Here is a 21,289-nt window from a genome sequence, read left to right as displayed (position 1 = left end):
TATAAAATAGTTCAAAAATAAACAGTATCATTTTGAATGAAAAATGATGCCTTGGGATGGAGCGTTGGTGAGGCCTGGAGGGGACGCGTGCGGATCGGGATCTGCAACTCGATCCTCGACCTGTGATCGGTATGCCCGGCTTTAGGGGTCGGCCATCGATCATGTAAAAAATCCAGCAAAACCGGATAGTTACAGCCTTGGGCATGCTGGTGGATAACCGTGGGAACAGCGGTCGTCCGTACGAATGAGGATTGAGATGGGATTTTCTGAACAGGTCAACCTGAGCCTTCGCCTTCTGGATGCAAGTCCGGCCTGGCATCGGGTCTGCGAACTGGCCGAAGGTCTGGATGAAGACCTGTCCCGTCAGGTGGTTCTGGCCGCTGCCGACATCTCGGAAAATCTCCTCCTGCCGCTGAACGGGCCGGCCGATGCGGCCGGGTGCCGTATCGAAAACGGACGGGTCAAGGTCCCGGACGCCTATCATGCCGCCTGGGCGGGCTTTGCCGGTGACGGCTGGCTCGGCATCGACGCGCCGGAAGACCTCGGCGGCCAGGGACTGCCGCTGGCGCTGCAGGCCGCCTGCCAGATGCTGTTCGACCGGGCGGCGATTGCCTTCGGCATGCTTGGCGGCGCGACCCGCTCTGCGGTTTTCGTTCTCGATGCCCACGCGGAAGAACCGCACCGCAGCCTGTGGTCGGAAAAGCTGCTGACCGGCGAATGGTCGGCGACCATCTGCATCTCAGAACCCGATGCGGGCTCGGACCTGGGCCGTGTCCGCACGAAGGCGGAACAGGGCGCGGACGGGACGTGGCGGGTTACGGGCAACAAGTGCTGGATCTCCTATGGCGATCACGACATGACCCCGCGCATCGGCCACATGCTCCTGGCGCGCACCGGCGATGCGGCGAGCGGCACACGGGGCTTAAGCCTGTTCCTGGTGCCCAACACGACCGATGACGGCGCGCCCAACGGGGTTACCGCCGAACGGCTTGAGGAAAAGCTCGGCCTGCACGGCTCGCCGACCTGCGTCATGCGCTTCGAGGAGGCCGAAGCCATCCTGATCGGAAAACTCAACAACGGTCTGCCGCAGCTCTTCGCCATGATCGAGCGCATGCGGATCCTGACCGGGTGTCAGGGCGCGGGTCTTGCACTGGCCTCGCTCGATCTGGCCCTTGCTTATGCGGCCGAGCGCAAGCAGGGCGGGGCACCCGCCGAGCCGCCGGTGCCGATCAACCGGCACGCGGATGTCCAGCGCCAGCTCGCCGAAATGGCGAGCCGTAGCTATTGCCTTCAGGCCTTTCTCCTGGAACTGGGCGCCGTACTCGACCTGTCGGCCAAGCACCCGGATGCGGCCGTTCGGGCCGAAAATGCGGATCTTGCCGCCTTCCTGCTGCCGATTGCCAAGAACTTCGGCGGTTTTACCGGCTTCGATACCGCAAGCCGGGCGATCCAGATCTTCGGCGGCGCGGGCTATACCCGCGAATGGCCGGTGGAGCAGTATCTGCGCGATGCCCGCATCCTGACGATTTATGAAGGCGCCACCGGCATGCAGGCATTGGACCTGCTTCACCGGCGCCTGTGGAAGGACGAAGGCAAGGGCCTGAAGATCTTTGCTGAGCGCATGCGCGCCGATATCGCAGCCGCGGAAGCTGCCCATGGAGGCTATGCCGCCCAGACGGAAAGTGTCCTGAGCCGCTTTCTGGCGCTCGGGGTTTCGCTCACGGAGCAGCAGGCGGAGCGGGCAAAGGCCGAATACGGCGCCGATGCCTTCCTCAATGCCGCCTGGTCGGCCATTTCGGCCTGGATGGGCCTGCGCCTGATTACCGTCGCGGATGACAATGCCCAACTGGCCGCGGCCGGCCGGCTGCGCATCCGCGAAGCAGACATCGCCATCGGCGAATCCGTCGCCCGGACGCAGATCCCGGCCGATTGCTTCGAGGCCTTCCGCGAAGAGGGCTGAGCGGCTGTAAGCAAACCTCCCTCACATAAAAACAACCGCCCGGGCCGGGGCCCGAGCGGTCGTCGTGCAGTCTTCCGGGAGGAAGAGTAGAGCGCGTTAGCGCGGCGCCATGCGGATGGCGCCGTCGAGGCGGACGGTTTCGCCGTTGAGGAACTGGTTTTCCACCATATGGCAGGCAAGGGAGGCGTATTCGGCCGGATCGCCCAGCCGGGACGGGAACGGCACCTGCGCGCCGAGCGAAGCCCGGGTTTCTTCCGGCAGTTCGCCCAGCATCGGCGTGTAGAAGATGCCGGGAGCAATCGTCATCACCCGGATGCCGGCGCGCGACAGGTCGCGGGCGAGCGGCAGGGTCATGGCCGCGATGCCGCCCTTGGAGGCCGAATAGGCGCACTGGCCGATCTGGCCCTCGAAAGCGGCACACGAAGCCGTGTTGATGACAATCCCGCGTTCGTCGCCTTCCAGCGGATCCAGCTTCTGGGTGCGATCGACGACGAGACGGGTAACATTGAAGGTGCCGATCAGGTTGACCTCGATCACCTTCTTGAACATGTCCAGCGGGTGCGGACCGTCCTTGGAGACCACCCGGCGGGCGCCGCCGATGCCGGCGCAATTGACCAGGATGCGGGGCACGCCCAGGTCCTTCTCGACCGCGTCGAGGGCGGCGGTGACATCCGCCTCGCTGGTCACGTCGCATTTGAGCGCAATGCCGCCGATTTCCTCCGCAACTTTTTTGGCCTGATCGATCCCGATGTCGAGCAGGGCGACACGGGCGCCCTTTTTCGCCAGTTCACGGGCGGTTGCAGCACCGAGGCCGGACCCGCCGCCGGTGACGACGGCGACTGCGTTTTCGATTTTCATGATGCCTGTCCTTCTGCCTTACGCCCGTTCAGATGGAGATCGTTTCGGCGGTGTCGTTGTAGATGGCCTCGACCGTGTCCGCGCGCAGCTGCAGAACCTTGCGCTGGTTCACCGAGCCCTTGTCCGTGACCTCGCCCGCATCGAGCGACAGCGGCGGATACATCAGCACGATCTTCCGGATCAGCGTGGACGAGCCGGTGGCCGTCTTGGCAAGCGATTTCAGCTTGTCCTGGTATTCGGCGACCACGGCCGGATGGGAAAAGAGGACATGGGGCAGGGCGTCCGATCCCAGACCGCTGATGCGGTGCAGCTCGTGAAAGTTGGGAAACACAAGTGCCGCCAGGTAGGCCTGGTCGGCACCGGCAATGGCGATGTCTTGCACCAGCGGGCCGAAGTGGTTGATGAAGCCGGTGCGCAGCGCGCCCGTCGACACCCAGGTGCCGGTGTCCAGCTTGAAGTTCTCAGCGGTCCGGCCGTCGAAGAAGAAACCGGCGCTGACATCGTCGGGGTCGGCCAGGCGCAGGGCGTCGCCGAAGCAATAATAGCCCTCTCCGTCGAACGCCTTTGCCGTCAGCTCCGGCGCGTTCCAGTAGCCCGGCGTGATGTTAGGGCCCTTGACCCGGGCATCCAGCTTGCCGTCGAGCGGAACCAGCTTGAGCTTGACGCCGTAGCAGGGCAGGCCGACGTTGCCGGCCGTTGTGACCGGCCAGGTGCAGAACAGGCAGCCCGGTGCCGTTTCTGTGGCACCCAGGCCGGTCGCCAGCAGGACCTTCTGGCCGAGGGTCTGCGCGGAAAGCCGCTCCAGGTCGTCCCAGGTATGCTGGGCCATGGCAGCACCCGCGTACCACAGCATCTTCAGGTCCTTGAAGAAGGTGTTGCGAAGCTGCTCGTCCCGTTCCAGATGGGGGATCAGAGCTTCGTAGCCCTTCGGCACGTTGAAGTACCAGGTCGTCGACACGTCCTTGAGATTTCGGACGGTCTTCTCGATGCCCTTCGGGGTCGGGTTGCCGTCGTCGATATAAAAGGTGCCGCCGTTGAAGATGGGGATAAAGAATTCCTTGTTGCCGGCAGCCGTGTGGTGCCAGGGCGCCCAGGACAGGAGAATCGGCGGCTCATCCTTGAAATAGGCGAAGGCCTCGCGCGCCATGACCTGGTTGGAACAGATCATGCGGTGCGTGTTGATCACCGCCTTCGGGCTGCCGGTGGAGCCGGACGTGAACAGGAATTTTGCGACCGTGTCCGGCGTGACCCTGGCAAAGGCCGCATCGACGGCGTTCGTCGGCTCGGTGGCAAGGGCGGTCTTGATGGCCTGTGCTTCAGACGGAGCGTTCTTGCCGAAGATCGTCCGCGTATCCGGCCCGGCAACGGCTGCGATCGCCTTGGCGAACGGCTGTTCGTCCGCGGCATAGATCATGCCCGGATTGATGGTGGCGAAGACCTCCTTCAGCCGGGCGAAATCCTGGGAGACCAGCGAATAGGCAGGGGAGATGGCGGCGGAAGGAATGCCAACGTGAATGGCGGCCAGCGTCAGCAGCGCATGCTCGATATCGTTGCCGGACAGAATCGCAAGCGGCCGCTCGGAAGAGAGGCCGGCATCGAGGAGGAATTGTCCGAGCGCGCGGATTTTTACGACTGCATCCGCGTAGGTCAGGTGGCGCCAGTTGTCGTCTTCATCGCGCTGGGCGAACAGGGTCTTGTCCGGATGACGTTCGGCATAGGCAAGCAGCGGCTCGGTAATCCGATCCGGATAGGGCGGAAGCGGCTTCGTCTGCTCGATATACATCACCCCGTCATCGGTGACCCGGATGTCGAGCTCAGGGCTCCACACCTTGATCGGGCGCATGGGTGCGTCTGACAGTCGTGTGGCTTCGACGCCTGAATTCTGCATGGCTCTCCTCCCAGTTCCAGCCTGCCTTGCGTTTGGAGCGGTCCGTCATTTTTCGCTTGACGGGCAACGGTCCAATCTGTTCAGTATCTAATAGTTCAAAAATAAACAGTGTCAAACGAAACAAAATAAACATTTGCCGGGAGGAGCCAGACGAATGGCGTTTGTGGAATACGAGCTGCAAGGCGACGTCGCGATTCTGCGGCTCAATCGTCCCGACAAGCGCAATGCCATGAGCGATGCCATGGTGGCTGACCTTGCTGTGGCTGTGGATCGTGCCAATAGAGAGGCCAAGTGCGCGGTGATCTGCGGCAATGGCAAGCACTTTTGCGCCGGTCTCGATCTGGCGGAGCATTCCGAAAAGACCGTCATGGAAGGCGTTGCCGGCTCGCGGGCATGGCACGCGGTGTTTTCCCGTATTCAGCACGGCCAGATCCCGTTCGTATCGGCCCTGCACGGCGCCGTGGTCGGCGGCGGCCTGGAGCTTGCCTCCAATACCCACATCCGCGTGGCCGACCCGGAAACCTATTTCGCCCTGCCGGAAGGCCAGCGCGGCATTTTCGTCGGCGGCAGCGGCTCGGTAAATATCACCCGTCTGATGGGCGTGTCCCGCATGATGGACCTGATGCTGACCGGGCGGGTGCTGTCGGTCGAGGAAGCCGAGCGCTGTTCGGTGGTCAGTTACATCGCCGAGCCGGGCAAGGCCTTCGACAAGGCACTGGAACTGGCCCAGCGGATCGCCACCAACGCGCCGCTGACCAACTATCTGGTCGTCAACGCCCTGCAGCGCATTCATGACAGCGGCTTTGACGAGGGATTGTTCTTTGAGTCCATGGTCGCGTCGATGACGCAAACGACGCCGGAAGCGCAGGAACGTTTGAAGGCGTTTCTCGAAAAACGGGCCAAGCGCCTGGATATTCCGGCGGCCGAGTAAGAGAGACTAGTGCCGTGAGCATGCTTGAGACAACTGATCAGGACGATCTTGCCGCCGAAGCGGGGCCGGATACGCTGCGCTTCGGTGAGCAGGAGCAGGCGGCCGGTTTCGTGTTGCGCATTGCTCAGCTGACCGCCTTCGAACGCTTCTTCGCACTGTTTCCGGTCGAGGGCATCAAGATTTCCGAATACTGCGCTCTTGTCGGCATCGCGGAAAACCCGGGCGTGCGCCAGGGCGTGCTTGCCGACTTCCTGAAAATCAAGTGGTCGAACATGACCAAGCTCGTGCGTTCCCTTGAGGACATGGAGCTGATCGGGCGGAGAATCCCGCCGAACGACCGTCGCTCGGTGGAACTCTATGTCACCGAGAAGGGGCACAAGCTGATCGAGGAGGTTGGGCCGCTGATGCGTGACACCGACCGGAAGGCCGTTTCGATGCTTTCCGACGAGGAACACGCGCAGCTCCTGACGCTTCTGAGAAAAGTGGCCGGCTGGCCGCAGGCCGACGCGGCAGGGGAGGCCGCAGAAAAATGAATTTGGACGAGCTCGTAGCCATCGATATTCACACCCACGCCGAGGAGCCCTGCTGCGGCCCGCGCGACGACGGGTATGACGAATTCCAGGCCGGCATGGCGAAGTATTTCAAGAACCCGGCCGGCGCACAGGGCATGCTGCCGACGGTTCCCGAAACCGCCGCCTACTACCGCGAGCGCAAGATCGGCTGCGTGATCTTCCCCGTAGACGCCGAGCGGGAAACCGGCTTCCGCCGCTACAAGAACGAGGAAGTGGCCGAGATCGCCGCTGAAAACAGCGACATCATGATCCCGTTTGCCTCGATCGACCCGGCAAAGGGCAAGGCCGGCGCGCGCGAGGCCCGGCGCCTGGTGCGCGAGTTCGGCGTGCGCGGCTTCAAGTTCCATCCGACCATGCAGGGGTTCTACCCCAATGACCGCAGCGCCTATGTGCTTTACGAGGCGATTGCCGAGGAAGGCGCGATCACCCTGTTCCATACCGGCCAGACCGGTGTCGGTGCGGGCATGCGCGGCGGCATGGGCATGCGCCTGAAGTATTCCAATCCGATGTATCTGGATGATGTCGCCGCGGATTTCCCGGACATGCCGATCATCCTCGCCCATCCGTCCTTCCCCTGGCAGGAGGAGGCGCTGTCGGTCGCGACCCACAAGCCGAATGTCTACATCGACCTGTCCGGCTGGTCGCCGAAATATTTCCCGAAGATCCTGGTCCAATACGCCAATTCGATCCTGAAGAAGAAGATGCTCTTCGGATCGGACTGGCCGGCGATCACGCCGGACCGCTGGCTGTCGGACTTCGAACAACTGGAAATCAAGCCTGAGGTTCGCCCTCTCATTCTGAAGGAAAATGCCCGCAGGCTTTTGAATATGTAGGAAGAAGACCGTGTGAAGCGGCTGTGATCTTTTAACTGGTGCAGCTTGAGGAGAGCTGCTGGGAGGAATGCCATGAAATCGACTTTGAAAGCCCTTGCGCTCGTATCGGCGCTGGCTCTGACGGCGGGTATCGCCGATGCCCGTGAATTGCGCGTCGCGCCCGCCGCCCCGCCGGCCCACCCGGCCAACGGCGTGATGTACCAGAACTTCATCAAGTACCTGCCCGAGGAATCCGGCGGCAGCCTGACCGGCACCATGATCGGGCCGGAAGTGGTGAACCTTCTCCAGATGAAGGACGCCATCCAGAGCCAGGTCGTCGAGGTCGGCAACCTGCTGCCGCTCTATTTCCCGGCGGACCTGCCGATGATGTCGGTCACCGGGCAGCTGTCCCTGACCGGCACCAACTCGCAGGCCATGGGTGCCGCGATGACCGAATTCATCGTCAACTGTGCTCCGTGCCAGGAAGAGATGAAGAAGCTCGGCATGATCTATCTCGGTTCCGGCGCTTCGGACGGCTATGAGTTCCTGACCACCAAGCCGATCCACAACGCCGCTGACATGAAGGGCCTGCGTCTGCGCTCCGGTGGCGCGCCCTGGGCCCGTCTTGCCGAACATTTCGGTGCGACCCCGGTTCAGATGTCCGTGTTCGATCAGTTCGAGGCCATCAGCGCCGGTGCGATCGACGGCACCATGGCGTCCATCGGCGACATGCTCGCCTTCCGCCTGGTGGAAGTGGTCAAGGACGTGACCTTCGCGCCGATCGGCATGTACATGTCGACCTCCAACTTCACCGTTTCCAAGGCAACCTGGGACAGCCTGTCGGCCGATGACCGCGCCGCCATGACCCGTGCGGCCAACCGGGCGAACGCGGACTTCACCAACCGCTGGGGCGCCGAGCTGCCCAAGATTGCCGAGGAAGCCGCCAAGAAGAAGGGCATCAACCTGATCCAGGCGGATCCGGAGTTCGTCCAGCAGATCAAGGACTTCATCCAGGCAGACATCAAGACGGCCGGCGAATACTCCCAGAAGGAGTTCGGCATTCAGGATGCGCCTGAGCAGATCCAGGTCTTCCTGAAGCTGGTCGACAAGTGGACGGCCATCGCCGAAGAGGAAAATAGCGATCCGCAGGCCATGGCCAAGCGCGTCTATGACGAAGTCTGGTCCAAGGTCGATTACAGCACCTACGGTGGCTGATCGTCAGAACCTGACGGGTACCGGGGACCATGTGTCCCCGGTATCTGTATCTGGATGATAAAACTTACCGGCAATTGAGGATCACCCGATGCGCCTGCTTTTACGCGTGCAGGACGGCCTTCTGACGGTGCTTGCACTGATCGGTGCACTCGCCATCGTCACGCTCATGCTGCATGTCGTGGCTGACGTTGTGTTGCGCAACACCGTCAACTCGCCGATCCCGGCGACCTACGAGATCGTGACACACTACTACATGATCGCGGCCGCCTTCATTCCTCTGGCCTGGGTGGAACGGGGCGGCGGGATGGTGCAGGTGGAGGTCATCGACTCCTTCCTGGGTCCGCGCGGGCTCTACTGGTCCGACCGGACAGTCGACGTGATCTCGACTGTCATCTACGGGGCGCTTGCCTGGGTTACCTGGTTGACCGCGCTCAGAAACTTCGACACAGGCACTTTCGTGCTGGCGCAGACCCTGCGCGTTCCCACGTGGCCGGCCTACTTCCTCGTGCCGCTCGGTTTCGGCCTTGCAACGCTGACCACGGCCATTCGCATCTTCGTACCCAAGCAGGAGCTCAGGAAATGAGCGTCGCAACCGGCTTTGCAGGCGTCCTTGTCCTGTTCCTTCTGCTCGCGCTTCGCGTGCCCGTCGCGCTTGCCCTGATCGCGGTTCCCGTGGCAGGCATCGCCTGGCTTCTCGGCATCACGCCCGCCATCGGCATCCTGTCCTCGACCCCGTTTTCCTTCGTGTCCAACTGGACGCTCTCCGCGGTGCCGATGTTCCTGCTGATGGGCTTCATCGCCTTTCACACAGGCCTGACCGGCGGCCTGTTCGATGCCGCCAAGGCGGTGTTGCGCCGGATACCGGGGGCTCTGGCGATCTCGTCGATCTTTGCCTGTTCAGGTTTTGCCGCCGTCTGCGGCTCGTCGCTTGCCACGGCTGCCGCCATGGGCCGCATTGCCATTCCCGAAATGATCAAGTCGGGCTATTCGGCCAGCTTCGCCAGCGGCTCCATTGCCGCCGGCGGCACCATCGGTGCGCTGATCCCGCCGTCAATCCTGATGATCGTCTATGGTGTCTTTGCCGAAACCTCCGTGACCCAGGTGTTCGTCGGCGGCATCACCATCGGCATCTTGACCGCGATCGCCTATTCCTGCGTGGTGCTTCTGACCTGCTGGCTGAGGCCGGATATCGCGCCGCCGAGGCCGCTGGACGCACACGACATCGACACGCGCAAGGCGCTCCTCGAGATCTGGCCTGTGCTGGTGCTGATGCTGGTTGTTTTCGGCGGCCTGTTTTCGGGCAAGTTTACCGCTACGGAAGCCGGAGCGGTCGGTGCGCTGGGGTCGATCCTGATCTCTGTTGTGATGGGGCGCCTGACATTCTCCCTGTTCAAGACGTCGATGATCGAAACGCTGATGACCTCGTCATCGCTGTTCATCATTGGCGTTGGCGCAACCATGTTCACCCGCTTTCTCGGGCTGACCGGACTGACAGGCTTTCTGTCCAGCGCCGTGAACGGAGCCGATCTCAGCTATGTGGAGCTGATGCTCCTCATCGTTGCGCTCTATTTCATCCTGGGCATGTTCATGGAGCCTTTCGGCGCCATGCTGGTGACCCTGCCGGTGCTGCTGCCGATCCTGAAGGCGGAATCGATCAGCCTTGTCTGGTTCGGTGTCCTGGTGGTCAAGCTTCTCGAGGTCGGGATGATCACTCCGCCGGTCGGAATGAACGTGTTCGTCATCAAGAACGTCGCGTCCCGATATGTCACGGTGATGCAGATCTTCAAGGGCGTGATACCGTTCCTGATCGTGGATCTGGTGGTCGTTGCCATCGTGATCGCATTCCCGGGTCTCGTGCTCTACCTGCCTTCGTTGATGAACTGAGGCAGACTTAGAGAAAAATGCATACACGAAGGCGGTCCCGAGGCATCAAACCGTTGGTTTGCCAAGTGGGTAATAAAGACAAGTAAAAACAATATATTGGATATTGTCGATTGAGGGCGCGGGGCCATTGGTTCCGCGCCCTTAAGCGTTTCGATCTCTGGAAACTTGCAATTTGTATCCATGGCTTGAGGAAAATTTACCGAAAACGGCCAGAAAGACTGGATTTTCCAAAATTCAAAATGTATACAAGGAAAAGAATGTATACATGATTGGCGTGGGTGAATTGCCCTGCCATGGAGGACGAAAATGACCGGACAGACTTTTCCGCTGAATGCATGGTATGCAGCAGCCTATGATGTTGAGGTGGGGCGTTCCCTTCTTTCGCGCAAAATCTGCAACAAACCTCTGGTTTTATACAGAAAAGAGAACGGTGAGGCGGTCGCTTTAGCCGATGCGTGCTGGCACAGGCTCGTTCCGCTGTCCGGCGGGGAGCTGAACGGCGACAATGTCATCTGCCCGTATCACGGGCTTGAGTATGACGACAGCGGTCGCTGTGTATACATGCCGTCCCAGGAAACGATCAATCCGTCGGCCTGTGTCAAAAGCTATCCGATCGTCGAAAAGCATCGCCTCATCTGGATCTGGCCGGGCAACCCGGCATTGGCCGATCCGGCGAAGGTTCCGGACCTGCACTGGAACGACGATCCCGAGTGGGCCGCTGACGGCAAGCATATTCATGCCAAGTGCGACTACCGGCTCGTCGTCGACAACCTGATGGACCTGACCCACGAGACCTTTGTCCACGGCTCGTCGATCGGCAACCGCGCCGTGGCCGAAGCGCCGTTCGAGACCACCCATACCGACCGCGAAGCCAAGGTCACCCGCTGGATGGTCGACATCGAGGCGCCCCCGTTCTGGGCGGCTCAGCTGGGTCAGAAGGATCATGTCGACCGCTGGCAGATCATCAATTTCGAGGCGCCGAGCACGATCGTCATCGAGGTCGGTATCGCGCCGACCGGTACGGGTGCGCCGGAAGGCGACCGGTCCAAGGGCGTGGAGGGCAGGGTGCTCAACACCATGACGCCGGAAACCGATACGACCTGCCACTATTTCTGGGCCTTTGCACGCAATTACGACCTGAAGAACCAGGCCCGCACCCATCAGCTGCGCGAAGGCGTGTCCAGCGTGTTCCGCGAGGACGAGGCGGTTCTGGAAGCCCAGCAGAAGGCGATCGAGGAGAACCCCGATCACATCTTCTACAACCTCAACATCGACTCCGGCTCCATGTGGGCCCGCAGGCTGATCGACCGGATGATCGACGAAGAGCAGGCGGTCCGGATCGCGGCCGAATAAGGCGCTGGATACGAGGGAAGAGCGATGAAGAATCTCGTTGAATGGCGCAAAGCCAGGGTGGCATCGGTCACCGACGTGGCGAGCGACGTGCGCCGGCTCGTGTTCGATGTCGAAGGCGGTCTGCCTGCGTTCGATGCGGGCTCGCACACCAACATCAAGGTCACGATTGGCGGCAAGCCGGCGATCAGAACCTACACCTGCCTTCCGGCCGGTCCGGGTCAGCTTTCGATCGCGGTGAAGCTGCACGAGCAAAGCCGGGGCGGATCGAAATACATCTTCACCCTTGAGCCGGGCATGGACGTTGAAATCACGGCGCCCGAAAACCGGTTCGAACTGTCCTGGCGGGCAAGCGAATACCTGCTTCTTGCCGGCGGGATCGGCGTGACGCCGATCTACGGCATGGCCAAGGCGCTGGCGAAGCAGGGCGCGAAGGTGCGGATGCACTACGCAGCCAAGAACTGCGCGGCGATGCCCTTTGTGGACGAACTGTCCGACGTCCTGGGAGACAACCTCTCCCTTTACGCTTCCGATGAGGGGCAGCACGTCGATCTGGAACGGGAAATCGCGGACCTGCCGGCTGATGGCGAGCTTTATGTTTGCGGGCCGCTCGGCATGCTCGAGGCCGTCAAGGCGGCCTGGGCGGCGTCGGGCCGCCCGGTCAGCCGCCTGCGCTACGAGGTCTTCGGCGACAACGGCAAGTTTGCCGAAAACACCTTCCAGGTCGATGTCCTCAACAAGAACATCACGGTCACCGTGCCGCCGGACAAGACGCTGCTGGCCGCCCTGACGGATGCCGGGGTCGAGATGATCTACGACTGCCAGCGCGGCGAGTGCGGCCTCTGCGCCGTCGACATCGTCGAGGCCGACGCCGATGTGGACCACAGGGACGTCTTCTTCTCCGAAGAGGAAAAGCGCGAGAGCCGCAAGATGTGCAGTTGCGTCTCGCGCCTCACCGAAGGCCGCGCCGTCATCGATATCGGCTACCGCGCCTGACCTGTTACCTATCCTCCCGGATAGAACTGTTACCAATCATGCCGGTTCGTACTTTCGCTCCGACCTCTCCCAATGGGAGAGGTGACATGGAGCCTCAGGCCTGCGAATTCGATCAAACGTGGGCCTGTCCCGGTTCAGTTATGTGGCCCTAAGCGGCCAGCGCCGCATCCACCGCATCGCCGAGCCGGTCGACAATGGCATCGATATGCTTCGGCTCGGAAATGAACGGCGGGGCGATCAGCACGTGGTCGCCGGTCAGACCGTCGATGGTGCCGCCCATGGGATAGACCATCAGGCCGCGGGCCATCGCCTCGCGCTTGATCCTGGCGTTCAGCTTGTTAGCCGGATCGAACGCGGCCTTGGTCGAGCGGTCCTCGACGAGTTCGATTGCCTGGAACAGACCCCGGCCGCGAATGTCGCCGACATGATGGTGATTGCCGAAGCGCTCGGTGAGCCGGCTTTCCAGCAGGCCGCCCATGGCCTTCACATTGGCAAGCAGATTGTCGCGCTGGATGATTTCCTGCACGGCCAGGCCTGCGGCGGCCGCCATCGGGTGGCCCATATAGGTATGTCCGTGCTGAAAGAAGCCGGAGCCTTTGGAAAAGGCCTCGAAAATCTTGCCCTGCAGCAGGACCGCGCCGACCGGCTGATAGCCGCCGCCGAGCCCCTTGGCGATGGTCATCAGGTCCGGTGAAACGCCGTCCTGTTCGCAGGCATGCAGCGTTCCGGTCCGTCCCATGCCGCACATGACCTCGTCGAGGATCAGAAGCACGCCGTAACGGTCGCAGATCTCGCGGATCCGCTTGAAATAGTCCCCGACCGGCGGCACGGCACCTGCGGTCGCCCCGACCACAGTTTCGGCGACAAAGGCAATCACCTCATCTGCGCCCAGTTCGAGGATCTTGTCCTCCAGTGCCTGGGCCGCACGTGCGGCGTAATCCGCATCGCTTTCGCCTTCCTGCTGGAAACGGTAGGCGAAACACGGGTCGATGTGATGGGTTTCTACGAGAAGCGGCCGGAACTGGCTCCGCCGCCATTCATTGCCGCCGGTGGCGAGCGCGCCGAGGGTGTTGCCGTGATAGCTCTGCCGGCGGGCGATGATGTGCCGGCGCTGCGGCTCGCCCTTTTCGACGAAATACTGCCGCGCCATCTTCAAGGCCGCCTCGACGGCTTCCGAGCCGCCGCTCACCAGATAGACGTGATCGATACCGTCAGGCGCATGGTCGACGAGATTGTCGGCGAGTTTTTCGGCGACGTCCGTCGTGAAGAAGCCGGTGTGCGCGTAAGCCAGCTGATCCAGCTGCTTGTGTAGGGCGGCCAGCACATCCGGATGGCTGTGGCCGAGGCAGGACACGGCGGCCCCGCCCGAGGCGTCGATATAGGCCTTGCCGGTATTGTCAAAGAGTTCGACGCCCTTGCCGCTGACGGCGACGGGCATGGTAGCGTTGGCATTGCGATGCAGAAGATGGGTCATGATGACCTCTTGGCTGAGAGAGACTGGACGTGGCTGCCGAGTGTGGCGTGCAGGGCATCGACGTGGGTGAGGGCGGCAAGGGCTTCCTCGCCGCTGCGTCCGGCGACGATCGCGCCGAGGATCTCGGCGACGATGAAGCCGGGAGACATGGTGTGAAAGAACGACGGGCTGCCGGTCGGCACCAGAACCGTGTGCTTGGCGATCTGGGCGAGCGGCGCGACCGCGCTATCGGTCAGGGCAACGACGGGAATACCGTTTTGGACCGCATAGTCGGCAAGCTCGAGAGTCAGCTTCGTATAAGGCGCGATGCTGACCGCGAACAGGACGTCGTCCGGTCCCGCATGAGCAAGGCAATCGGGTCCGGTCGCGGCAATGCCGTCGACCTGAAGCGACTGCTGCCCGGTCAATGTGAGAACGTAGTGAAGATGCCAGGCAATGACATGGCTTGCCCTGAGGCCCAGGCAGTAGATGCGCCGGGCGCGGGAGAGGGCATCGGCCGCAGCCACGAGATGGCCGAGAAAGTCCGGATTTGTCAGGCTCTGCAACTGTCCGCCGATCGAACCGAGCATGTCCGCGGCAAGGGCTGCGTCGCCTTTCAGCTTCTGGCTGGCCTGCTGGGCGGTCGCCTTGCCGGTGAAGCCGAGACCGCCGCCGCGCACGGCTTCCGCATAGCGCTCCCGAAGTTCCTCATAGCCGTTCAGGCCCAGGTGCTTCGCAAGGCGCGTCATCGTTGCCGGTTGCACGCCGGCCTGTCGGGCCTGCTCGCGCATGGACAGGAGCGCCACGTCGCGCGGACGGTCCAGCACGAACCGCGCCGCAGCCTGAAGCTGCGCCGACATGGTGTCGAACCGGGCAAGAATTTCGGTGTTGAGGGGTGCGTGATCCATGGCGCGGAATTTACGCTGCTTCACGGGTTATTGCAACAAATGATTCATATGCGGAGGTAATGATCCGTATGGATCATTTTTGGACGCAAAAACAAGTGCGCCGCGGTCATGAAACCACCGGAGGCCGGTCTACTGCATCTTTTTCAGGAGGCGCAGGAGCGTGCGTTGTTCCGACTGGGTCAGCGGCGCGATGGTTTCCTCTGAAACCTCAAGACCAAGCGAAGCGTTGGAGAGGAAATGTTGCCAGCCCTTAGGCGTGAGGGAGATCAACTGCCTGCGCCGGTCGTTCGGATCCTTCTCGGACTGCACGAACCCGCGCGCGCTGAGCCGGTCGACCACGCCTTTGGTGGTCGCCACGTCGAGGCCGACCGTGCGTCCGAGCTGGTTCTGGGAGACGGAGCCGAGTTCCGTCAGCCGCGCCATCACCGCGAACTGGGTCGGCGTCAGGTCCTGGATTTTTTCGGAAAAGATGACCGCGTTGCGCTGATACGCCTTGCGCAGGATGTAACCGATCTGTTCGTCCAGAACGTACCCATGATCCGGGCCATGGTCCGGCGCCGGTCGGGTTTCCTGATTTTGTCCGGAAGCCGGTTCCAGGGTTTCGTCGGCTTGATCGGTCACGTTATATCCTCAATCGCCGCGGCTGCTACACGGACAGGTATGCATCGCGGATCTCCGGCTGTTTTTCAAGATCGGCAAATGTACCGTCGAACTTCTTTTCGCCGCTCTCGATGATGATCGCCCGGTCGGCGACGATCCGGGCAAAATGCAGGTTCTGTTCCGAAATGATGACGGTCAGGCCTTCCTGCTTGAAGCGGAGGATGGTCTTGGCCATCTGCTCCACGATCACCGGCGCGATGCCTTCCGACGGTTCGTCCAGCAACAACAGCTTCGGATTGCCCATCAGGGTGCGGGCGATAGTGAGCATCTGCTGCTCGCCGCCGGACAGGGCCTTGCCCCGGTTGTGGCGCCGTTCCGAGAGGTTCGGGAACAGCTCGAAAAGAGCATCGACCGTCCAGGAGGGGGCATCCGTCCGTTTTGCCTGGCGGCCCACTTCCAGGTTTTCCAGGATGGTCAGGTCGGTGAAGATCCGCCGTTCCTCGGGAACATAGCCGAGACCGAAGCGCGCGACCTTGTGCGACGGCATTGCGGTGATGTCCTTGCCGTCGAACGTCACCTTGCCGGACTTCGGGCGCACGAGCTGCATGATCGATTTCATCGTGGTGGTCTTGCCCGCGCCGTTGCGGCCGAGCAGGGCGACCACCTCGCCGCGGGAAACGGTGAAGCCGAGATCGTTCAGGATATGGGCCTTGCCGTAGAAGCTGTTCAGGCCGGAGATCTCAAGCATCGGCCGTCTCCTGTTCGTAGAGGGTTCCGCCGCCGAGATAGACTTCCTGGACTTGCGGGTTGTTGCGCACCTCGCTTGCCGTACCGTCGGCGATCAGTTCGCCCCGGTTAAGCACCATGATGTGGTGGGCATGGGCAAAGACGACGTCCATGTCGTGTTCGGTGAACAGCACGCTCACCCCGCGGTCGCGGACGATATCGGCGGTCAGCTGCATCAGGTTGATCCGCTCCCTGGGCGCCATGCCCGCGGTGGGCTCGTCCATGAGCAGAAGGGTCGGCTCGTTGGCAAGCGCAATGGCAAGCTCCAGCCGCTTCAGGTCGCCATAGGCCAGAATGGCGCAGGCCCGGTCCGCCTGATCGGCCATGCCGACCACGTCGAGCAGGGCGAGCGCCTCGTCCCGGTAGAGCTTGTAGGCATAGGGCCGGACCGCGAACAGCTTGCGGTGATGGGACATCAGCGCCATTTGCACGTTTTCCGCCACAGTCATGCTCTGATAGGTGCCGGTGATCTGGAAGGTACGGCCGACGCCGCGCCGCCAGATGTCCCGGGGCGGGCGTCCGGTGATGTTCTCGCCGTTGAGATAGACCTTGCCGGACGTGGGCTTCAACTGCCCCATCAGCATGTTGAAGCACGTCGACTTGCCCGCACCGTTGGGTCCGATCAGGGCCTTCAGTTCACCGGGAGCCACTTCGAAGCTGACACCGGCGACCGCCTTGACGCCGCCGAAGGTCTTGACGAGGTTTTCGACCTTGAGAACAGCCGTCATTTCATGAACTCCTCGGACCGGCGCAGGCCGACACGTTCGCTGACCTTGCGCAGGGTGCCCACGATGCCGTCGGGCGCGATGATGACGACGCCGATGATCACGAGGCCGAGCACAAGGCGCCAGTATTCCAGGCGGGTCAGCCAGTCCTTCGCGCTTTCCATGAAGGCCGCTCCGACCACGCCGCCGGACAGGGTCTTGACGCCGCCCAGGAACACCACGATCAGCGCATCGAAGCTCTTGCCGATCTCCAGTTCGTTGGGAAAGATCGAGCCCTTGGAGAAGACGAACAAGCCGCCCGCAAGACCGGCCATGGCGCCTGCGGTTGCGAAAGCCACCCACTGGACACGCTTGACGTTGATGCCGGTCGCTTCCGCCTGGCGGGCGCTGTCGCGGGTCGCGCGCAGCGTGTAGCCGAGAGGCGCGTGGGTCAGGTGGCGCAGCAGGATGATGCCGCCGACGCCGACGATCAGGGTGAAATAGTAAAAGGCCGTGGTGCCGGACAGCCATTCGGCCGGCCAGATGTTGACCAGGCCGTCGTCGCCGCCGGTGACGTCGTACCACTGGAACACCAGCGACCAGACGAGCTGGCTGAAGGCAAGCGTCAGCATGGCGAAATAGACGCCGCTCAGACGAATGCAGAACCAGCCGAAGATGATGGCGAGCAGACCGGCGGCGAGCGGGGCGAACAGGAAGGCGAGTTCCATCGGGCTGCCGGCGTAGGTGACCAGCAGGGCCGCGGCATAGGCGCCGCCGCCGAAATAGGCCGCATGTCCGAAACTGACCAGGCCGCCGGTGCTCAGCATGAATTGCAGGGAGGCGGCGAACAGACAGAAGATGAGAATGTCTGTGATCAGCACCTGGGTGAAGTTGCCGCCGAATAGCGGAACCAGCGCCAGCGCCGCAAGCAGGGCGGCGACAAGCATCCGGCCGCGCATGCCTGCCGGGCGGATCGGCCGCTCCGGCTCGCCCACCTGTCCGTGTTCGCCCGCCTTTTCCTCCCGGCCGAACAGGCCGTAGGGGCGGACCAGAAGGACGACGGCCATGACCACATACATCAGCACCAGAGTGCTCTGGGGCAGGTAGGACACGCCGAACACATTGAGCACGGAAATCAGGACCGCGGCCACGAAGGCGCCGGGGATGGATCCCATGCCGCCGATGACCACGACGACGAAGACGGCGGCGATGATGTTCAGATCCATCAGCAGATCCGCGCCGCCCTTGGGCAGCTGGATCGCGCCGCCGAGACCGGCAAGCATCGAGCCGAGGAAGAAGACGCCGGTAAAGAGCCAGGACTGGTTGACGCCGAGCGCGCCGACCATTTCCCGGTCCTGGGTCGCAGCACGCACGAGAATGCCGACGCGCGTTTTGGCGATCAGCCACCACAATCCGAGCAGAATGACCGGTGTGATCGCAATGAGAGCCAGATCATATTGCGGCACCGGCTCGCCCAGGATGCGCACCACGGATTTCAGGCCGGGCGCGCGCGGACCGAGCTGGTCTTCCGCGCCCCAGATCATCAGGGTGAGATCCTGGATCACGAGAATAACGCCGAAGGTAGCCACGAGCTGGAACAGTTCCGGTGCGCGGTAGACCGGCCTCAAGACGCATATTTCGATAACGATGCCGATCAGGCCAACAATCAGGCCCGACAGCAGGATCGAGCCCCAGAAGCCGAAGACGCCCGGGAGCATGTGCATCAGCGTCACGCCGAAATACGCACCGAGCATATAGAGCGATCCGTGGGCGAAGTTCACGATCCGCGTGACGCCGAAAATCAGCGACAGCCCGGAGGCAACGAGAAACAGTGCTGCCGCGTTTGCAAGCCCCGTCAGGAGCTGTGCCACAAAAAGACCCATGACGATCTATCTATCCGAAACCAAAAAGGGAGGCCCGTGTCCGCCGCGCGCGGGTGGATTGCGCGCGGCGGACGTTGAACGAAGAGAGGATACGCTTCGGCTTACTCGGCCGGGCGCATCTTCTTGATTTCCTCGTCGCTCGGCATGTAGGGGACCGGGTTCTTGTATTCCCAGTCGACCATCACGCCCTTGCCGTCCTTGACGGCGGTGGTGCCGACATAGGCGCCCATGGTGGACTGGTGGTCGAGGCCGCGATAGGTGATCTCACCCATCGGCGTGTCGACCTTCAGGTCCTTGAACGCGGCGAGCAGGGCCTTGGTGTCGGTGGAGCCGGCCTTTTCAAGCGCGGCGGCGATGCTCTGGACGGTCATGTAGCCGACGAGAGAGCCGATCTTCGGCGTTTCATCCGGATAGGCGGCGATATAGGCATCGACGAAAGCCTTGGACGGACCTTCGGTGAAGCCGTACCAGGGATAACCGGTGACGAACCAGCCTTCCGGTGCCTCGTCGCCGAGCGGGTCGAGATATTCCGGCTCGCCGGTGAGCAGGCCGTAGACCTTGCGGCCGTCGAAGAGACCGCGGGTGTTGCCTTCACGGACGAATTTCTGCAGGTCGGTGCCGAAGGTCACGTTGTAGATCGCGTCGGGCTTGGCGGCCTCGATGGCCTGGACTTCCGCGCCCGCATCGATCTTGAACAGGGCCGGCCACTGTTCGGTGACGAATTCGACTTCCGGCTTCAGCTTCTTCAGGTTTTCCTTGAAGGCTGCGACGGCGGCCGTGCCGTAGGCGTAGTTCGGCGCGATGGTGGCGTAGCGGATCGCATCCGTCTTGGCAGCTTCCTCGGCCAGCATGGCGGCTTGCACGTAGGTGGAGGTGCGCAGGCGGAAGGTGTAGGCGTTGCCGGACTCCCAGACGATGGCATCGGCCAGCGGTTCTGCGGCGAGATAGATATAGCCCTTCTCACCGGCGAGCGAGGAGATCGCGAGGCCGACGTTGGAGAGGATCGTGCCGGTCAGCATGACGGCGCCGTCGCGGGTCATGAGTTCCTCGGCGATTTTCACCGCGTCGCCCGGCTTGCCGTTGTCGTCGCGGAAGATGAATTCCAGCGGACGGCCCAGCACGCCGCCGGCGCCGTTGATTTCACCAAGCGCCAGTTCGATGCCCTTCTTGTAGGGCTCGGCAAAGGCCGCAAGACGCTTGTAGTGGTTGATCTCGCCGATCTTGATGGGGTCTGCGGCATGCGCCGAACCCGCAACGGTCAGGAGAGCGGTGGCCGCTGCCACCAGTGTCTTCAGATGCTTCATGTTTTCCCTCATTCTGGTCGGTGATTACGACAGCCTTTTCGGCCGTTCTTTATCTGTTGTTCGGTTCGATCCGGTGCCGGTTTGCCCGGTCTCTTGTCCGGCTCAGTCATGATAGACGTAGGCCGGGGTCGGATTCGACGCAACGTCCTGGGTTCTTTCCTGCTCGATCAGTTCGCTGATGCGCTTGCGGTAAACCATCGGGCCCTTGTCGATGGCGATGCGGATGGGGCGGCGTTTTGCGGGACGATCTTCCTCAAGCTGGATGGATTCAAGGATCGCCTTGTCTTCCTGGAAGGCCATCCGGAACATGGCGTCCATGCTTTCGGACGCGGTTTCGTCGTCGATCGCCGTGTTGCGGATGTGCATCCAGCGGTCGATGGTGTAGCTCTCGGTGACCGGAGTCATGAAATGCAGGGCGAAGATGCGGTTGCCCTTGTTGCGGTCCTCTTCCGCGAGATTGTCCCTGGTCAGCGCGCTGCCGAAATCGATCACCGCCGTGCACGGCGTGTAGAGGTAATAATAGTGCCAGCGGTCGACGTTCTCGGTGAAGCCGCCGAATTTCTTGAAAAAGCCGATCGGTTCCGCATCCCGGATCCAGCGCCAGGCGACGATGGCCTTGCCCTCGGTCGACACGTGAACCGGAACATTCTCCGACGCCGCGTTTCCGAGCGTGGTCGGATGGACGAAGCTCACATGGGCCGGGTCGACCAGGTTTTCAGCGACATTGAGGTAGTTCGACTTCAGATGCAGCGCATCGCCCTGGTGTGCGGCCCATTTCGGGTCGTCGAATTCCGGCATGTCGAAGATCTCGCCCGGATCGGCCTTTTCCTTTTCTCCCATCCAGATCCAGACGATGTCATGGCGTTCATGGACCGGATAGGCATCCACGTAAGCGGAGGAGGGGAGATTGCTCTGGCCGGGAATGCGCACGCATTTGCCGTCGCAGTCGAAGGTCATGCCGTGATAGCCGCACTGGATGTCGTCGCCGATACGCTTGCCCTGGGACAGCGGCAGCAGGCGGTGGGGGCAACGGTCCTCGAGGGCCGCCACCGACCCGTCCGACTTGCGGTACATCACGATATGCTCGTTGAGGATCGTGAAGCGGCGCAGTTCCTGGTCGATCTCGGAGGACCAACCGGCGACGTACCAGGCGTTTCGAACGAATTCCATGACCCTTCTCCCTCC

19 protein-coding genes are annotated in these 21,289 nt (G+C 62.3%); 9 read left to right on the top strand and 10 right to left on the bottom strand.

Features of this window, described 5'->3' with window-relative positions; all coding sequences use genetic code 11:
• Positions 1–256 precede the first annotated feature (256 nt).
• Positions 257–1,960 carry an acyl-CoA dehydrogenase family protein gene (locus HK439_RS10855; RefSeq protein WP_235987774.1) on the top strand — a complete coding sequence of 568 codons (1,704 nt, stop codon included), beginning with the start codon at positions 257–259 and terminating at the stop codon, positions 1,958–1,960.
• A 96-nt stretch (positions 1,961–2,056) separates the two neighbouring features.
• Here HK439_RS10855 and HK439_RS10850 read toward each other — a convergent pair whose 3' ends face one another.
• A complete protein-coding gene (locus HK439_RS10850) occupies positions 2,057–2,818 on the bottom strand; it encodes a 3-hydroxyacyl-CoA dehydrogenase (RefSeq protein ID WP_190291438.1) in 762 nt (253 codons plus the stop codon).
• Positions 2,819–2,846: 28 nt separating this feature from the next.
• Entirely contained in the window at positions 2,847–4,706 is a 1,860-nt protein-coding gene (locus HK439_RS10845; protein ID WP_209011715.1) for a feruloyl-CoA synthase, read from the bottom strand.
• A 154-nt stretch (positions 4,707–4,860) separates the two neighbouring features.
• On the opposite strand from HK439_RS10845, the gene HK439_RS10840 reads away from it, so the two are divergent.
• The 8 genes from HK439_RS10840 (at position 4,861) to HK439_RS10805 (ending at position 12,466) form a co-directional block, all read left to right on the top strand.
• On the top strand, positions 4,861–5,637 hold the full coding sequence (locus tag HK439_RS10840; RefSeq protein ID WP_190291436.1) for a crotonase/enoyl-CoA hydratase family protein: 777 nt from the start codon (positions 4,861–4,863) through the stop codon (positions 5,635–5,637).
• Between the two features lie 20 nt (positions 5,638–5,657).
• Positions 5,658–6,170 (top strand): MarR family winged helix-turn-helix transcriptional regulator, encoded by a 513-nt coding sequence (locus tag HK439_RS10835; protein ID WP_190291435.1) that lies wholly within the window; start codon positions 5,658–5,660, stop codon positions 6,168–6,170.
• Positions 6,167–7,042, top strand: coding sequence for an amidohydrolase family protein (locus tag HK439_RS10830; RefSeq protein ID WP_190291433.1), 876 nt, complete (start codon positions 6,167–6,169; stop codon positions 7,040–7,042). Before HK439_RS10835 ends, HK439_RS10830 begins: the two co-directional genes overlap by 4 nt.
• A 72-nt stretch (positions 7,043–7,114) precedes the next feature.
• The gene (locus tag HK439_RS10825; RefSeq protein WP_190291432.1) at positions 7,115–8,236 is read left to right on the top strand and encodes a C4-dicarboxylate TRAP transporter substrate-binding protein; all 1,122 of its coding nucleotides are present in this window, start codon (positions 7,115–7,117) and stop codon (positions 8,234–8,236) included.
• Positions 8,237–8,324: 88 nt separating this feature from the next.
• Positions 8,325–8,819, top strand: a complete 495-nt coding sequence (locus tag HK439_RS10820) for a TRAP transporter small permease (RefSeq protein ID WP_190291431.1) — start codon at positions 8,325–8,327, stop codon at positions 8,817–8,819.
• Positions 8,816–10,120: a TRAP transporter large permease gene (locus HK439_RS10815; protein ID WP_190291430.1), complete on the top strand. Its 1,305-nt coding sequence runs from the start codon at positions 8,816–8,818 to the stop codon at positions 10,118–10,120. Before HK439_RS10820 ends, HK439_RS10815 begins: the two co-directional genes overlap by 4 nt.
• A gap of 306 nt (positions 10,121–10,426) precedes the next feature.
• Positions 10,427–11,473 carry an aromatic ring-hydroxylating dioxygenase subunit alpha gene (locus tag HK439_RS10810; RefSeq protein WP_190291429.1) on the top strand — a complete coding sequence of 349 codons (1,047 nt, stop codon included), beginning with the start codon at positions 10,427–10,429 and terminating at the stop codon, positions 11,471–11,473.
• 24 nt (positions 11,474–11,497) lie between these two features.
• Positions 11,498–12,466: a PDR/VanB family oxidoreductase gene (locus HK439_RS10805; RefSeq protein WP_190291428.1), complete on the top strand. Its 969-nt coding sequence runs from the start codon at positions 11,498–11,500 to the stop codon at positions 12,464–12,466.
• A 148-nt stretch (positions 12,467–12,614) separates the two neighbouring features.
• Here HK439_RS10805 and HK439_RS10800 read toward each other — a convergent pair whose 3' ends face one another.
• The 8 genes from HK439_RS10800 to HK439_RS10765 form a co-directional block, all read right to left on the bottom strand.
• Positions 12,615–13,940 carry an aspartate aminotransferase family protein gene (locus tag HK439_RS10800; protein WP_190291426.1) on the bottom strand — a complete coding sequence of 442 codons (1,326 nt, stop codon included), beginning with the start codon at positions 13,938–13,940 and terminating at the stop codon, positions 12,615–12,617.
• Positions 13,937–14,827 (bottom strand): MurR/RpiR family transcriptional regulator, encoded by an 891-nt coding sequence (locus tag HK439_RS10795; RefSeq protein ID WP_190291472.1) that lies wholly within the window; start codon positions 14,825–14,827, stop codon positions 13,937–13,939. Before HK439_RS10795 ends, HK439_RS10800 begins: the two co-directional genes overlap by 4 nt.
• 129 nt (positions 14,828–14,956) lie before the next feature.
• Entirely contained in the window at positions 14,957–15,448 is a 492-nt protein-coding gene (locus tag HK439_RS10790; protein ID WP_328804137.1) for a MarR family winged helix-turn-helix transcriptional regulator, read from the bottom strand.
• 25 nt (positions 15,449–15,473) lie between these two features.
• Positions 15,474–16,175, bottom strand: a complete 702-nt coding sequence (locus tag HK439_RS10785; protein ID WP_190291425.1) for an ABC transporter ATP-binding protein — start codon at positions 16,173–16,175, stop codon at positions 15,474–15,476.
• Entirely contained in the window at positions 16,168–16,941 is a 774-nt protein-coding gene (locus HK439_RS10780; RefSeq protein WP_190291423.1) for an ABC transporter ATP-binding protein, read from the bottom strand. Before HK439_RS10780 ends, HK439_RS10785 begins: the two co-directional genes overlap by 8 nt.
• On the bottom strand, positions 16,938–18,800 hold the full coding sequence (locus tag HK439_RS10775; protein WP_190291421.1) for an ABC transporter permease: 1,863 nt from the start codon (positions 18,798–18,800) through the stop codon (positions 16,938–16,940). Before HK439_RS10775 ends, HK439_RS10780 begins: the two co-directional genes overlap by 4 nt.
• Positions 18,801–18,901: 101 nt before the next feature.
• On the bottom strand, positions 18,902–20,104 hold the full coding sequence (locus tag HK439_RS10770) for an ABC transporter substrate-binding protein (RefSeq protein WP_190291419.1): 1,203 nt from the start codon (positions 20,102–20,104) through the stop codon (positions 18,902–18,904).
• 102 nt (positions 20,105–20,206) lie between these two features.
• Complete coding sequence (locus tag HK439_RS10765; RefSeq protein WP_190291415.1) at positions 20,207–21,274, bottom strand: aromatic ring-hydroxylating dioxygenase subunit alpha; 1,068 nt, start codon at positions 21,272–21,274, stop codon at positions 20,207–20,209.
• Positions 21,275–21,289 lie beyond the last annotated feature (15 nt).

It is taken from the genome of Roseibium aggregatum (assembly GCF_014692675.1).
Lineage (GTDB): Bacteria > Pseudomonadota > Alphaproteobacteria > Rhizobiales > Stappiaceae > Roseibium > Roseibium aggregatum_C.
This window is presented reverse-complemented; position numbering and strand designations above follow the sequence as displayed.